Genomic DNA, 15156 nt, shown 5'->3' on the forward strand with positions numbered 1-15156 from the left:
TGGCCCCCTTACTTCTCCCTTTTAAGCGATTTTGGAGTCATCACATGTTAGATGCGAATTTAAAAAATCAACTGCAAACCTATCTGCAAAACCTCAAGAGACCAGTTGAACTTGTCGTGTCTGCAGATGAGAGTAGAAAGTCTCAAGAATTAAAAAGCTTAGCGCAAGACATTGTCAGCCTATCTTCTCTGGTGAGCCTGAAAGAAGTTCAGGGCGAACGCACCCCGGCAATGACAGTGATTAACCCAGAGCTTAATACGCAAATCAGCTTTGCTGGTCTGCCTATGGGTCACGAATTTACCTCACTCGTGCTGGCATTACTGCACACGGGTGGACACCCAATCAAACTCAGCGATGACATTATTGAGCAGATCCGCAATCTGCCAGGCAAATATGCCTTTGAAACTTACGTCTCACTGACGTGCCAAAACTGCCCAGACGTAGTACAGGCACTGAACATGATGGCGGCCATTAACCCGAATATCACCAACGTGATGATCGACGGTGCCCTGTTCCAAGAAGAAGTAACCAGCAAAAACATTATGGCGGTGCCTTCTGTCTACTTAAATGGCGAAGTGTTTGCAGCAGGCCGTATCAGCATTGGCGAGATCCTCAATAAACTGGATACCAATGCAGCAAGCCGTAAGGCCGATGAAATTAATGAAAAAGCGCCATTCGAAGTCTTAGTCGTTGGCGGCGGCCCAGCCGGCGCAGCGGCCGCTATTTATGCAGCACGTAAAGGACTTCGCACCGGTATTGTTGCCGACAAGTTTGGCGGACAAGTGGCTGAAACCGTCGGTATCGAGAACTTTATTTCGGTCAAAGCGACCGAAGGTCCAAAACTAGTGGCAAACCTTGAAGCCCATGTACGAGACTACGAAGTCGACATCATGGACAACCAAAAGGCAGTGTCGTTATCAACAGATGGCTTGTTCGAGCTTGAACTGGCAAGCGGCGCTAAATTACGTAGCCGTACCGTATTGTTAGCCACAGGTGCACGCTGGCGTGAAATGAACGTCCCTGGCGAGAAAGAATACCGCGGCAAAGGTGTCGCATACTGCCCGCATTGTGATGGCCCGTTATTTAAGGGCAAGCGTGTGGCGGTGATCGGCGGCGGTAACTCAGGTATCGAAGCGGCTATCGATCTTGCGAACATAGTAGAACATGTGACCGTGCTGGAATTTGATAAAACCCTGCGCGCTGACGATGTACTGCAACGTAAAGCGGCTTCTATGGGTAACATTAAAATCATTACCCAAGCTATGACCACTGAAGTGACTGGCGATGGTACTCGGGTTAATGGCCTGAACTACACAGACAGAGCCACTGGCGAGAGTCACCATGTCACACTTGCAGGTATCTTCGTGCAGATTGGGCTAGTACCGAATGCGGAATGGTTGAAGGGCACGATCGATTTAACCCCAAGGGGCGAGATCATAGTCGATGAGCGCGGGCAAACCTCAGTCCCAGGTATTTTTGCCGCAGGTGATGTCACTAACTCACCTTTCAAGCAAATTATCATTGCCATGGGCAGCGGCGCGACCGCATCACTGGGCGCATTTGATTACTTAATTCGCCACAGCGATGAAGAAACCGCCGCGACCAAAGCCGCTTAAGGCTTCGTCAACAGACATCAAAGCTAACGCAAAAATAGCCAGCAAATGCTGGCTATTTTTTTGATGTTAACTAAGGTATTGATAAGGCTTAGCAGGCCTAATTTGCATGAGCATTTCAGGGGTATCGACCGCGTTGAAACCAAACTGGGCGTAGAGTCCATGGGCATCGCGGGTGGCTAACATTATCCGTCTTAAACCTTGTAATTCAGGATGTTCCATAATTGATGTCATCATCAACTTACTTAAGCCTAAGCCACGGTGCGACTCAAGTACAAACACATCGGCAAGATAGGCAAAAGTGGCTTTATCTGTGATTAAGCGGCCAAAAGCCACTTGTTGATTGTCCTTATCAAATACCCCAAAACACAGGCTATTGGCTAACGCTTTTTGTAGCAGCGCCTTTGGCATGCCCTGCGCCCAATAGCTATTACTAATAAAGCCATGGATAACCTCAAGATTCATTTCAGCTTGATCTGTACTGACTCTGTATCCTGTTTCCTGCAGCATTTTCCTTTCTCCGAAATTTTCCGTTAACGTCAGTTCAGGTGTTATTGGCACTCATAAATATCATAAATGCCATCGCTAATAACACCACTTTAGCTAACGAATACAAAGCCCCCGCTAAAGTGCCACCGCCATGATAACTAAAGGCTAAGTGGCGATTGATTTCATACTTAAAGGATTTAGCTAAATAACGGTAAGCGAGAAAGTAAAACAAGGAGGCTGCGGGCCAAATCCCCATAAGCAGCATTTGCCCCTGAGCCTTAGTAGTGAGTAAGGTTGAGATAAACGGTACACTTAAGCAGATAACATATATCCAAGCAAAACGCTTAAGTAGCTGGCGAATTTTTTTATCGGATAATGATTTCAACTTAACTCCTTGTCATCAGAAGCTTACATAGCTTCGATTTGCTCAATCATAAGTTGCAGCGAAAAATTGCCGCGATACTCATTCACATCGAGTTTATACACAATACGGGCATGATTAATCGTCGCATCTGGCCAAGTGTGCAAATCCACATTAAAGGCAATGGCATCGAGCATCACAGTGCCGCATTGGGTTTCGAGTACGAGCTTAAGGTGGCGCTCACCGACAAGACGTTGTTGCACTATCGTAAAGTAACCATCGAATAACGGCTCTTCGAAAGCTTGTCCCCAAGGCCCCGCATTGCGCAGTAACTGAGCCATTTCAAGATTCAACTCTGCGGGAGTGAGCTCGCCATCGGACCAAAGCTCACCCGTTAACAACTCAGGTTTAAGCTGCTCACGCACCGCATCATCATAGGCTTTGGCAAATGTCGCAAAACTGCCCGCTTTGAGCGATAAACCCGCCGCCATTGCATGACCACCAAATTTGATAATCAGTCCCGGATGGCGAGTGTTCACTAACTCCAATAAGTCGCGCATATGCAAGCCTGTGATCGAACGCGCCGAGCCTTTAATTTCACCATTGCCCGCATCGGCAAAGGCAATCACGGGTCTATGGTATTTGTCTTTAATGCGCGAGGCCAAAATCCCGATCACGCCTTGATGCCAATCCTCTTGAAATAAAGCAATCCCCCAAGGTAACTCGGCTTCGTTAAGCTTTAAGTGCTCTAGGCTTTTTAAGGCTTCCTGCTGCATGCCGACTTCCAGCTCACGACGTTCTTGATTCAATCCGTCAAGCTCTGCCGCCATGCGCCGTGCATACATCATGTCTTCGCAGAGTAAGGTTTCAACCCCAAGTGCCATTTCATCTAGTCGCCCTGCGGCATTCAGTCTAGGGCCCACGGCAAAACCAAAGTCAGATGCGACAATGCGCGCCGGATTTCGCTTCGCCACTTCAAGCAACGCAGTAATCCCCACACGGCAACGCCCGGCTCGCACGCGCTGCAAACCTGCTTCAACCAAAATACGATTATTGGCATCGAGTGACACCACATCGGCAACGGTGCCAAGGGCAACGATATCGAGTAATGTGCCTAAATTAGGCTCAGAAATACCATGGGTTTGATACCAGTTTCGCGTCCGTAATTCAGCCCTTAATGCGGTCATCAAATAAAAGGCCACGCCGACACCCGCTATCGATTTACTGGCAAATGGACAGCCCGGTTGGTTAGGGTTCACTATCGCATCGGCAGCGGGTAACTCATGGCCGGGTAAATGATGGTCGGTAATCACCACTTGCATACCAAAGGCTTTGGCCGCCGCAACACCGTCAATTGATGAAATACCATTATCAACTGTGATGAGTAGTTCAGCCTGTTTGGAAGCCGCAACTGCAACAATTTCAGGGCTTAAGCCGTAGCCGTAATCGAAGCGATTGGGGATCAAATAATCCACTCTCACCGCGCCCATCATCCGCAGCGCCAACATACACACACTGGTCGATGTGGCGCCGTCTGCGTCAAAGTCACCCACGATCAGAATCGACTTATTCGCCTGCATGGCATCGGCAATAAGCGCCGCAGCTTCAGGCAGGCCCTTCATGGTTTCAGGTCTTAATAGACCCTTAAGGACAAGTTCGCATTCGTGGGTGAGCGCACCACGGCGAGCGTAAAGCTGCTTCAATAGCGGCGAAAGATGAGCAGGTAAATGGCTATCATCAACGGTTGGGCGACGGACTATCTTATGGATCAAGGGACTCAAACTCTCATGAAATCGTGGCAATAAGATAACAAAAAGGTGAGCCTTAAGCTCACCTTTCGTGGGATAAATTTTACATTTTAGACTGTTACTGACGTGCCTCTAAGGTGCGTAATAAGTCTTCAGGCGGTTGATAACCAGGGATCATATTGCCATCTTCTAATACGATTGCAGGCGTACCATTGACACCAAAGGTTGTGCCTAAAGCATATTGCTCGGCAATTTTAGCATCACATGTTGCCGCGGCAACTTTGCTGCCCGCTTTAGCATCAGTCATAGCTTTTAATGGATCTTTAGCACACCAGATAGCTTGCATCTCGTCGGCATTAGCTGACGGCACACCCGCGCGCGGGAAGGCTAAGTAACGCACTGTAATACCAAGTTTATTGTAGTCAGACATTTGGCTATGCAATTTACGGCAATAACCACAGCTAACATCGGTAAATACAGTGACCACGTGTTTTTCGTTTTTCGCTTTATAGACAAGCATATTCTCTTCAAGCGGCTTCATCATTTCTAAACGCGGACCCGCTAATGCGGCTTCGGTTAAGTTTTTCATGCCCTTATCGATATCATACACACTACCGTGGAATAGTTTTGAACCATCACGGCTAATATAGAGCACGCCGCGGTTGGTCATGGCTTGATACAAGCCCTCAATTGGTGAGTCCTGCATAGAAATGACTTCAACATCTAACATCTCACCGAGTTTTTGCTTAATCGCAGCGGTATCGGGAGACGTCGCAGTGGCAGCGCTGGCAAGTGGTGCAACTAGGAGGGCAAAAACTAAGGATAATGCTGGGGTCAACTTCATGGGACATCCTATAAATTGTGTCGCTACAACGAGATATTGGGGCCGTTCTAACTCGAGATATTCAATAGACCCTGTATAGGGGCAAAAAGTTACAGACAAGCCGCGCGGAAAGCAAATTTATGCTGTAACTAAATCCTTTTTTAGCCTCTAGGATGATGCTGTTGATGCAATTCCTGCAATCTTGCCCGTGCGACATGGGTATAAATCTGTGTCGTCGATAAGTCGCTGTGACCTAATAACAGTTGGACAACGCGCAGATCGGCACCGTGATTAAGCAAATGAGTGGCAAAAGCATGGCGTAAAGTGTGCGGTGATAATGCAGTTTCAATCCCCGCACGCAGAGCATAAAGTTTAATCCGATGCCAAAAAGTTTGCCGCGTCATCATCTGACCGCGTTTCGACGGAAATACCACATCGGATTGCTTATTACCGAGCAACTCTTGGCGAGCAAATTTCATGTAGCCCTCCACTTCGGTAATAGCCAATTCCCCCAGCGGCACAAGACGCTCTTTGCCACCCTTGCCCACAATACGTACTAAGCCTTGGCGCAAACTCATTTGCTCCATGGTCAAGCCGACAAGTTCACTCACCCTGAGGCCAGTTGCATACAAAAGCTCTAGCATTGCCTTGTCACGGCATTCGACGGCATCATCCACATTGGGCTCAGACAGTAAACGGTCAACCTGCGACTCACTCAGAGAATCCGGCAAATGGCGCGTTAACTTAGGTGACTCTACTAAGGCCATAGGATCGGCTGAAATCTGCTTGGTCTGCACCAGATAAGTATAGAAACGCCGTAAGCTGCTGAGCAGCCGAGCGCTACTGGTACGCGCAAAATTCTGCTCAACTCTAAAGGCCAGATATGCCCTAACATCGGTCTGAGAAACCGCGAGTAACGTCACTCCTTGCTGACCTTGATAACGATCAAAATGGCGTAGATCGGTACGATAGGCCGATAGCGTGTTATCACTCAGTCCTTTGCTTGACCAAAGATCATCAAGAAAAGCATCGATAAGTGGATCTGGCATATAGGTTTTAGGCACAAATACTCCATAAAAAAACGGCGTAATCAAATGATACGCCGTTGATATTAATTTAAATATGTCTAAGCCTGCATAAGCTTAACTGAGTTAAGCATAAAGACGAGAACTAAAATGCAAAGCCTAGGCTGCAGCCGTTTGACCACGGCCACGACCGAATACTAAACACAGTGCAATCGTCGCAATGGTCGGCAATAACCAAGCCATACCTTCTTCATAGAGTGGCAGCTTAGATAACACTGGAGACATAACATTCACTATATGGATAAAAACCTGTGCTAAGCCATTCATGGCTTGACCATCAGCGTCAGTCAAACTTTTCGCAGCCACTTTAAGACCATCGAAGATGCCGAAAAACAGTGCCACGCTCAGTACTGCACGATGTGCAAACTGTGGATTCGCAAAATAAGCGGTCAGGAAAGTCACAACAACAAGAGCAATAGCCACAGGATAAATCGTCATTAATACGGGAATACTAATAGCAATCAACTGACTTAGGCCCACGTTCGCAATCACAGCGCATATCAAGCTTAAAAAGATCACGAGGAAACGGTAAGACAGTTTAGGCATCAGCTCATTAAAGAACTCAGAACACGCACTCACCAGCCCAACCGCAGTGGTTAAACAAGCTAAAGTCACGACTGATGACAACAAGACTGAGCCTAGTTCCCCAAACTCGCGGGTCACGTAATTTGTTAATATTTCGCCACCATTTTTAGTGCCGATAGCGATATCGCCAGCGGTTGCACCTAAAAAGAACAAGGACACATACACAAAAGTTAAACCAGCGGCGGCAATAAAGGCTGCACGGATTAGATACTTAGTTTGATCACTGGGTTGGTCAATGCCCTTTTTACGCAGGATATCAATAATCAACATACCAAACATCAAGGATGCTAACGTATCCATAGTGTTATAGCCTTCCAAAATACCTTTAGTCAGCGGATGCTGTTGGTAATCCCCCACAGCTTGGCCCACTTCGGATGCAGGTAAAAACAGCACTGAAACGGCTAATCCGACCAACAAAATCAATAAAATAGGCGTTAATACTTTACCTACGCTATCGAGCAACTTACCAGGGAAAAGCGCCAGCAACATAGTGACAGCGAAGAAACCTAATGTGTATAGCAGTTGCGTCAGGTTTAATTCCAAACTGCCCAGCAAAAACGTTGCCGTAGTGTCATCGATAAATGGCTTAGCGCCAATCTCGTAAGCCACTAATCCCGTACGCGGCGCAGCAAAAGCAGGGCCGATAATAATGTAAATCGCGACGGCCAATATCGTTGCTGCAAATACTGGCAGCATAGCCATAACCTTACCTTGAGCCTTAGCGACAGCAATCAGTCCAACTAAAGGTAAACCTACGGCGGTAATCAAAAACCCCAACATGGCGAGGGGCATATTTTCGCCCGCTAACATACCCGCGAATGGTGGAAAAATTAGGTTTCCCGCACCTAAAAAGAACGCAAAGGTCATAAAACCTAAGCCTAATGTATCTCCGATACTCATCTGATTGTCTTGCACTGGAAGCCCCATCTTGTCTTATTGTTTTTTTACAAACTTAAGTGATTATGTGTCGATTAGCCATAGCTAAAACAAAGCCCATCCGGAGTGCAAATCTATGTTTACACAATTCCGTGGTAAATATGTTCGATATCTGCCGAGTTTATAAACGATGGCGAACGTTTATGTAGCCTAACTGACGACTAATTCACCAACAAACTCGTTTACCTATCCGTTAATCTTAAAAGTGATTAAAAATGGGGGCGAAACTAATACCAGACTTAAAGCATCAATACAAGACAACAAGTCCGTTCAGGCAAAAAAAACGAAATAATGCTAATTAACTGCTAATAAAAGGTTTCTAAGGCAATAAATTAAAGCGTTAATTAAGTGAAATCAGTATTACCACGTAAAATAGGAAATGATTTGGCGACACAAATTCATACAGCTAGGACAGATGCGACTGTTTAAAAACATTAGCTAAAAACAAGGGCTAGAATTAGAATATTGCGCGCCCAATATTGGGCCTAAATCACTTTAGAACGGCAAAATTAACTCCCCATGGCATTCACTTTTAAACAATTTCATATCGATGACATGAATTGCGGCATGGCCGTAGGCACAGACAGCGTCGTCCTTGGGGCATGGGCACAACTGACCACCGCGAAATCAATCTTAGATATAGGCGCAGGCAGCGGCTTACTCAGTTTAATGGCAGCTCAGCGCAGTCAAGCACATATCACCAGTGTCGAATTAGACACCAATGCCGCCCATGCTTGCCAACATAACTTCCACAATAGTCCTTGGGCTAATCGACTGACCTTAGTTAATTGCAGCATCCAAGACTTTTGCCAACAAACTGAGTATCAAGGGTATTTTGATCACATAATTTGTAATCCCCCCTATTTTGAGCAAGGCACGCAAGCGATACAATCCCAGCGCGCTATGGCCCGTCACACAGATAGCTTAAGCTTTACCGCACTACTCGATGCCATTCATGTGTGCCTAGCACCGCAAGGAAAGGCAAGTCTCATATTACCAATGCAGAGTATGGCCCGTTTCGACGAAATATTAACGCACTCTCAGCTCAATTTGATTGAAATAACCAACCTTATCAGCATTGTAGGGAAAAGCGCTAATCGAGTACTCTGCGTACTCGCCCACAAGACTCATCCACAAATGGCTCCAAAGCTCAGTGATATCACTATTCGTGAACGTTCTGGCCAATACACACAAACCATGGTGCAATTGATCCAAGATTTTTACCTTAAATACTGATATCGAGTCCAATCCTGACAAGTTAAGTAAAGCTCGCTAAGTTTGGCAAATTTAACGAAAGGTCCAATTTCCCACAAATTAAATGCTAATACATTGACCTAAAAGTAATTAACTTATGCCAATTACCATAAAACTTTACTGACACAGAAGATAAACACAGGAGATCTAGATAAGTTATTTAAGTTAACCGCCATAACCTTTATAATGCTTCGCTATTATCCGTCGAGACGCTGCGCATGCAATTTGAAGATTTCCAGCTTGACCCTAGCTTATTAGAGTCGCTTAATGCCATGGGGCATCATTCACCCACTACGATTCAGCAAGAAACGATTCCTTACGCCCTAGAGCAAAGAGATATTCTTGCGCGCGCCCCGACAGGAACAGGTAAAACAGCGAGCTTTTTACTGCCCTCGCTACAACATTTGATCGATTTTCCCCGTCGTTTTGCTGGACAAGCAAGAGTGCTAATCCTCACGCCAACCCGTGAGTTAGCCAGCCAAATCCACCGTTATGCGAGTCACCTAGCCACGGGCCAAGGTTTAGATATTGCTATCGTTACTGGTGGCGTTCCTTATGGACCACAGGAAGAAGCCTTAGCAGGCAACGTCGATATTCTGGTCGCGACCCCAGGCCGCCTGATGGAATATTTAGACAAAGGCAATTTCAACGCACAAGAAGTCGATATCTTAATTATCGACGAAGCCGATCGCATGTTAGACATGGGCTTCTCTTCCGTGGTGCAAGCCATTGCTATTGAGGCCCAAGGCCGCAAACAGAACATGCTGTTTTCTGCCACCTTAGAAGGCGGCGGTGTACAACGTTTTGCCCGTGAAGTGTTAAACGACCCGATTGAAATCGATGTTGAAGCCCCTCGCAGTGAAAAAGCCAAGATCCACCAATGGATCCACTTAGCCGATGATAAAGAGCATAAATTTGCGCTGTTGTGTCATCTGCTACGCCAAGAGGATGTCAAACGGACTATCGTATTTGTGAAAACCCGCGACATCGTTTCTAGCCTAGAAGGCCAGTTACTGAAAGTCGGTATTCCCTGCGCCTTTATGCGTGGCGATATGGAACAGAAGAAACGCTTCCAAGCCTTAAGTCGCTTTACTAAAGGTGAAGTCAATGTCTTGTTGGCGACCGATGTGGCTGCACGCGGTATCGATATCGACGATATCACCCATGTGATCAACTTCGATATGCCACGTTCTGCCGACACTTATATCCACCGCATTGGCCGTACTGGCCGCGCTGGCGCAAAAGGTACCGCGATTTCGCTTGCCGAAGCCCACGACATGCGTATCGTTGGTAAAATCGAGCGTTATATCGAGCAACCGTTGAAACGCCGCGTGATCGAAGAGCTGCGTCCAAAGAATAAAGAAGCGCGCACACCGGGTAAGAAAAAAGCCAAAGTGAAAGCGAAAGAAGCTGCGAAGAAAACGAGCAAGAAAGAAGCGGCAAAGAAAGCGAGTAAAATCGCCCGTAAGAAAAAGTAACACCCGCTTAAATTCACCAAACTAAAGCCGCTATATGCGGCTTTTTTATTACCAAAATATAACTTACATGGGTGATTTTACTAAAAATATCCTGCTATGTTTAATTATATAGAATGAAATGCGGCGGATTTAGAGCCGTTAACCCCAATACGTATTCATTCTTATTTCAATATATTCCAATTACCTAACTGAACCTTTCATCACCTTTCTGCTCTAATTTTCGCCCAAATATCGATGCATGATGAGCATATCTGTCGCGGCATCACTTTTAGAAACATTTAATTTACAAAAATAAATTTATTGGCGTGGCCGACTCTGCTACTTTAACCCCATTACGCGATTAGCATGGATTTAACCATTATATGATGAAGACCCTACTGAGGAGACTGTCTCCTTTTCTTATTCTGCTGCTGTTTGTATTTGGCGCAGCCTTATTAATGCAAACGAAGGAGGCGCCAGAACAAAAACCTGAAGAGATGCCCATTCCTATCGTTGATGTCACGCAAGTGACTCAGCAAACAGTATCGCTAAACTTACCTTCCTACGGCGTGGTTACCCCAAAGTATAAAACCCAACTAGTGACCGAAGTTCAAGGCAGAATGCTCACTATTTCCCCTCATTTTGTTGCAGGTGGCATAGTCAAGAAAGGCGACCAATTAGCGCAAATCGAGCCCTCAGATTACGAGGCTGACTTAATGCAAGCCGAAGCGACGCTGGCCCAAGCCACCGCCGCACTGAACGAAGAAATAGCCCGTGGTGAAGTCGCTAAAATCGAATTCAAAGGCTACGACAAGGGCTTGCCCCCTGAGTTAGGTCTACGTATCCCGCAACTCAAAAAAGAACAAGCTAACGTAAAATATGCACAAGCAGCACTGGCGCGCGCCCAACGTAATCTTGAGCGCACAGTTATTCGTGCGCCCTTTGACGGCATAATCAAAGTTAGAAATGTCGATTTAGGTCAATACGTTAGCTTAGGCACTAATCTAGGTGAACTCTACGATACTCGCGTTGCCGAAATCCGCTTACCCATTTCTAATGATGATTTAGCCTATTTAGAGTCTGTCGATAATCCCGATACCCAAGTCACGCTTAGCGCCTCTTTGGCGGGCAAAGAAAATACTTGGGAAGGCAATATTATCCGCAGTGAAGGTGTTATCGATGCCGAAAATCGCATGGTGTATTTAGTCGCAGAAATCAAAGATCCCTATCTGCGCGCGAATAAAGTGCCAGGTAGCTTACCACTTAAATACGGCAGCTTCGTCAATGCAGTCATCAAGGGCCGCACTGTCGATGGCATAGTTAAATTACCCCGCCATGTGGTTCGTAACGACCAAGTCGCCCTAGTCAGCGACAAAAATATCATTGAAATGCGCCAAGTAAATGTGGTTCGTAGTGATTTAGAAAATGTGTTCATCAAAGACAGTCTAAAAACGGGCGAACGCGTCGCTACGACCCACTTTAACAGTATGGCAAATGGGCAAATGGTCAAAATCTTAGGTGAAGCGGCATTGCCCACTGAGACACCAAAAGAAAATACTCCTGAATCGAGTCTTGCGACCGCTGGAGTCAAATAATGGACACTCAAAAAGGGATCTTAGCTTGGTTCGCCCGCAACAGTGTGGCCGCGAACTTATTAATGTGTGTTCTGCTCATCGGCGGCCTGTTCAGCAGTATTTTGATTAATAAAGAAGTTTTTCCTTCTTTCGAACTCAATTTATTAAATATTTCCGTCGCCTATCCAGGTGCGGCGCCACAGGAAATCGAAGAAGGCATCAATATCAAGATTGAAGAAGCCATCCAAGATATCAACGGCATCAAGAAAGTGACTTCTGTGGCTAGCGAAGGCGTTGGCTCGATTACCGTTGAAGTTGAAGACGGTTACGAAGTGCAGACCATTCTCGATGAAGCCAAACTGCGGTTAGATGCAATTTCAACCTTCCCAGTGAACATCGAAAAACCGAATATCTCTCAAATCAAGCCAGAGAATAACGTCATTTGGGTGTCTGTTTATGGCGATATGACACTCCACGATATGAAAGAATTGGCTAAGTCGGTGCGTGACGATTTAACCCAACTCCCCGCTGTAACCCGTGCGAAAGTCACAGGGGTGCGCGATTATGAAATCGGTATTGAAGTTTCTGAGAATAAGTTAAGAGAATACGGTTTGACCTTCTCGCAGGTCGCATTAGCAGTGCAAAACTCCTCCTTAGACTTACCAGGTGGCTCTATTCGTGCTCAAGATGGCGATATCCTATTGCGCACCAAAGGCCAAGCCTACACGGGCGATGACTTTGCCAATATAGTCGTCACAACTCGCGCCGACGGTAGCCGCGTGATGCTGCCACAAGTGGCGACCATCAAAGATGATTTTGAAGAACGTTTGGAATATACCCGCTTTAACGGCAAGCCCGCTGCGATTATTGAAGTCACCAGCATTGATGATCAAAACGCCTTAGACATTGCAGACCAAGTTAAACAGTACGTCGAGCAGCGCCGCGCCACACTGCCAGCTAACGCTCAACTCGATACTTGGGGTGATATGACCCACTATCTCCAGGGCCGCTTAGACATGATGATGTCAAACATGTTTTACGGTGCCTTGTTGGTGTTTATCATCTTAGCCATGTTCCTCGATCTGAAGTTAGCATTTTGGGTCATGATGGGAATACCTGTTTGTTTCCTCGGCACTATGTTGGTCATGCCGCTCGAACCTTTCTCCATGACGATCAACATGTTGACCCTATTCGCTTTTATCTTGGTGCTCGGAATAGTGGTGGATGATGCCATTGTCATCGGCGAGAGTGCCTACACAGAGGTCGAACGCCACGGTCACTCGGTTGAGAACGTGATCCGCGGCGCGCAAAAAGTGGCGATGCCCGCGACCTTCGGGGTCTTAACTACAATTGCGGCATTTATTCCCATGTTAATGGTTTCTGGCCCTATGGGGATTATCTGGAAATCCATCGGTATGGTGGTCATCCTCTGTTTAGCCTTCTCATTGGTAGAGTCTAAGTTCATTCTGCCAGCGCATTTAGCGCACATGAAGTTTAAAAAACCTGGCGCACCAAAGGGATTCTTTGGCCACCTAAAAGCCAATTTTAACGACAGAGTGCAATACTTTATTCACCACAGCTATCGCAACTTCCTCGAGCGCTGTATCAAACACAGATACAACGTGGTCGCGGCCTTTATCGGTGTATTGATTCTGTCGATTGCCTTAGTCGCCAGTGGCAAAGTGCGCTGGGTATTTTTCCCAGACATTCCCTCAGACTTTATTCAAGTTGAACTTGAAATGGATGAAGGCAGCTCCGAAGGTAACACCTTAAAAGTGGTACAGAGCATAGAAGAAGCCCTGTACAAGATGAACGAAAAAATGGAGAAAGATAACGGTTATCAAGTGGTGAAGCACAGCTTTATCAATATGAGCTCCCGTACCTCAGCCTTCATTTTTGCAGAACTGACGAAAGGTGAAGACCGGGAAGTCGATGGCGTGACGATTGCTGCCGCGTGGCGTGAACAATTGCCCGAGCTTTTGTCGGTTAAAAAACTCAGCTTTAACGCGAGCACAAACGATGCTGGTGGCGATATTTCCTTCAGACTGACCTCGAGTGACCTCGATGAGCTGTCCGCAGCCTCTAAAGAGTTGAAGCAAAAACTCGCCAGCTATGAAGGCGTGTACGATATTGCCGACAACTTTTCATCGGGCAGCCATGAAATTCGCCTCAAGATACGCCCAGAAGCAGAAGCCCTTGGCCTGACCCTTTCCGATTTAGCCCGCCAAGTACGTTATGGTTTCTACGGTTACGAAGCCCAACGGATTTTACGTAATAAAGAAGAAATCAAGGTAATGGTGCGCTATCCATTAGAGCAGCGCCGTACTGTGGGTTATCTGGAAAATATGCTGATCCGCACGCCAACGGGCACTTCGGTTCCCTTCTCGACTGTGGCACAAATTGAAAAAGGTGAATCCTACGCCTCAATTACCCGTGTTGACGGTAAGCGAGCGATCACCATCACGGCAAATGCCAACAAAAACATCGTTGAACCTTCAAAAGTAGTGCAAGAAATCCAAAAAGATTACCTGCCACAATTGCAGGCCAAGTACCCTAAAATCCAAACTGCACTGGACGGTGGCAGTTTGGATGAACAGAATGCCATGGTCGGTTTGATGCAAGGCTTCTTCTTTGCGCTGTTCACCATTTATGCTTTGATGGCCGTGCCACTTAAATCCTACAGTCAGCCGTTAATCATCATGTCTGTGATCCCCTTCGGGATTATCGGCGCCCTGTTTGGTCACTTAATTCAGGGACTCGCGATGAGCGTGTTAAGTCTCTGCGGCATAGTGGCATTAGCGGGAGTGGTGGTGAACGACTCCTTGATTTTGGTGGACTTTGTGAACCGTGCGCGGGAGCAAGGGCAATCGGTCAGGCAGGCGGCGGTCGATTCAGGCTGTTATCGTTTTAGGGCGATCATCCTGACGTCACTCACCACCTTCGTCGGCTTAGTGCCTATTATTCTCGAACGTAGTTTGCAGGCGCAAATAGTGATCCCTATGGCGACATCCCTCGCCTTCGGTATCCTGTTCTCGACCGTTGTGACGCTAATTTTAGTACCCTTGCTGTACATCATACTCGACGACGTTAAGCGCACTAGCAGCCGCTTCTTCCATTGGTGGTGGCAGCCTAAAAAAGACCATGAAGTGGACTTTACACCTGAGCATTTAGAGCCGCCGGTCCCCACTGACTATAAAAAAGACTATCTATAGGAAGTTAACTAGAAGCAGT

Annotated in this window: 11 protein-coding genes; 5 read left to right on the forward strand and 6 right to left on the reverse strand. The window is 46.6% G+C overall.

Features of this window, described 5'->3' with window-relative positions; translation table 11 throughout:
- Positions 1–44: 44 nt before the first annotated feature.
- Positions 45–1616 carry an alkyl hydroperoxide reductase subunit F gene (gene ahpF / locus L5M17_RS03385; RefSeq protein ID WP_263145215.1) on the forward strand — a complete coding sequence of 524 codons (1572 nt, stop codon included), beginning with the start codon at positions 45–47 and terminating at the stop codon, positions 1614–1616.
- A 66-nt stretch (positions 1617–1682) separates the two neighbouring features.
- Here the strand turns inward: ahpF and L5M17_RS03390 are convergent, their stop codons facing one another.
- From L5M17_RS03390 to brnQ, 6 genes are all read right to left on the reverse strand, one after another.
- Complete coding sequence (locus L5M17_RS03390; protein ID WP_105250082.1) at positions 1683–2123, reverse strand: GNAT family N-acetyltransferase; 441 nt, start codon at positions 2121–2123, stop codon at positions 1683–1685.
- A 34-nt stretch (positions 2124–2157) separates the two neighbouring features.
- Positions 2158–2487 carry a hypothetical protein gene (locus L5M17_RS03395; protein WP_105250083.1) on the reverse strand — a complete coding sequence of 110 codons (330 nt, stop codon included), beginning with the start codon at positions 2485–2487 and terminating at the stop codon, positions 2158–2160.
- A gap of 23 nt (positions 2488–2510) precedes the next feature.
- Entirely contained in the window at positions 2511–4235 is a 1725-nt protein-coding gene (gene recJ / locus L5M17_RS03400) for a single-stranded-DNA-specific exonuclease RecJ (RefSeq protein ID WP_263145219.1), read from the reverse strand.
- 94 nt (positions 4236–4329) lie between these two features.
- On the reverse strand, positions 4330–5055 hold the full coding sequence (dsbC, locus tag L5M17_RS03405; protein WP_105250085.1) for a bifunctional protein-disulfide isomerase/oxidoreductase DsbC: 726 nt from the start codon (positions 5053–5055) through the stop codon (positions 4330–4332).
- A gap of 140 nt (positions 5056–5195) precedes the next feature.
- Complete coding sequence (gene xerD, locus L5M17_RS03410; RefSeq protein ID WP_173497326.1) at positions 5196–6098, reverse strand: site-specific tyrosine recombinase XerD; 903 nt, start codon at positions 6096–6098, stop codon at positions 5196–5198.
- Positions 6099–6218: 120 nt separating this feature from the next.
- Positions 6219–7631: a branched-chain amino acid transport system II carrier protein gene (gene brnQ / locus L5M17_RS03415; RefSeq protein WP_263145221.1), complete on the reverse strand. Its 1413-nt coding sequence runs from the start codon at positions 7629–7631 to the stop codon at positions 6219–6221.
- A gap of 528 nt (positions 7632–8159) precedes the next feature.
- Here brnQ and L5M17_RS03420 point away from each other — a divergent pair.
- The 4 genes from L5M17_RS03420 to L5M17_RS03435 all read left to right on the forward strand — a co-directional run bounded on the left by L5M17_RS03420 (position 8160) and on the right by L5M17_RS03435 (position 15137).
- Positions 8160–8876 (forward strand): tRNA1(Val) (adenine(37)-N6)-methyltransferase, encoded by a 717-nt coding sequence (locus L5M17_RS03420; RefSeq protein WP_173246586.1) that lies wholly within the window; start codon positions 8160–8162, stop codon positions 8874–8876.
- Positions 8877–9112: 236 nt separating this feature from the next.
- Positions 9113–10372, forward strand: coding sequence for an ATP-dependent RNA helicase SrmB (srmB, locus tag L5M17_RS03425; RefSeq protein ID WP_105250089.1), 1260 nt, complete (start codon positions 9113–9115; stop codon positions 10370–10372).
- Positions 10373–10734: 362 nt separating this feature from the next.
- A complete protein-coding gene (locus L5M17_RS03430) occupies positions 10735–11946 on the forward strand; it encodes an efflux RND transporter periplasmic adaptor subunit (protein ID WP_173246592.1) in 1212 nt (403 codons plus the stop codon).
- Entirely contained in the window at positions 11946–15137 is a 3192-nt protein-coding gene (locus L5M17_RS03435) for an efflux RND transporter permease subunit (protein ID WP_028761618.1), read from the forward strand. Before L5M17_RS03430 ends, L5M17_RS03435 begins: the two co-directional genes overlap by 1 nt.
- The last annotated feature ends 19 nt before the right edge of the window (positions 15138–15156 follow it).

It is taken from the genome of Shewanella sp. SW24, assembly GCF_025653395.1.
Classification (GTDB): domain Bacteria; phylum Pseudomonadota; class Gammaproteobacteria; order Enterobacterales; family Shewanellaceae; genus Shewanella; species Shewanella oncorhynchi.

Excerpts from the sequence above, each read along its gene's own strand:
- dsbC (WP_105250085.1), bottom strand. The coding sequence starts at position 5,055 with ATGAAGTTGACCCCAGCATTATCCTTAGTTTTTGCCCTCCTAGTTGCA.
- L5M17_RS03430 (WP_173246592.1), top strand. The coding sequence starts at position 10,735 with ATGATGAAGACCCTACTGAGGAGACTGTCTCCTTTTCTTATTCTGCTG.
- L5M17_RS03390 (WP_105250082.1), bottom strand. The coding sequence starts at position 2,123 with ATGCTGCAGGAAACAGGATACAGAGTCAGTACAGATCAAGCTGAAATG.
- ahpF (WP_263145215.1), top strand. The coding sequence starts at position 45 with ATGTTAGATGCGAATTTAAAAAATCAACTGCAAACCTATCTGCAAAAC.
- brnQ (WP_263145221.1), bottom strand. The coding sequence starts at position 7,631 with ATGGGGCTTCCAGTGCAAGACAATCAGATGAGTATCGGAGATACATTA.
- L5M17_RS03420 (WP_173246586.1), top strand. The coding sequence starts at position 8,160 with ATGGCATTCACTTTTAAACAATTTCATATCGATGACATGAATTGCGGC.
- srmB (WP_105250089.1), top strand. The coding sequence starts at position 9,113 with ATGCAATTTGAAGATTTCCAGCTTGACCCTAGCTTATTAGAGTCGCTT.
- L5M17_RS03435 (WP_028761618.1), top strand. The coding sequence starts at position 11,946 with ATGGACACTCAAAAAGGGATCTTAGCTTGGTTCGCCCGCAACAGTGTG.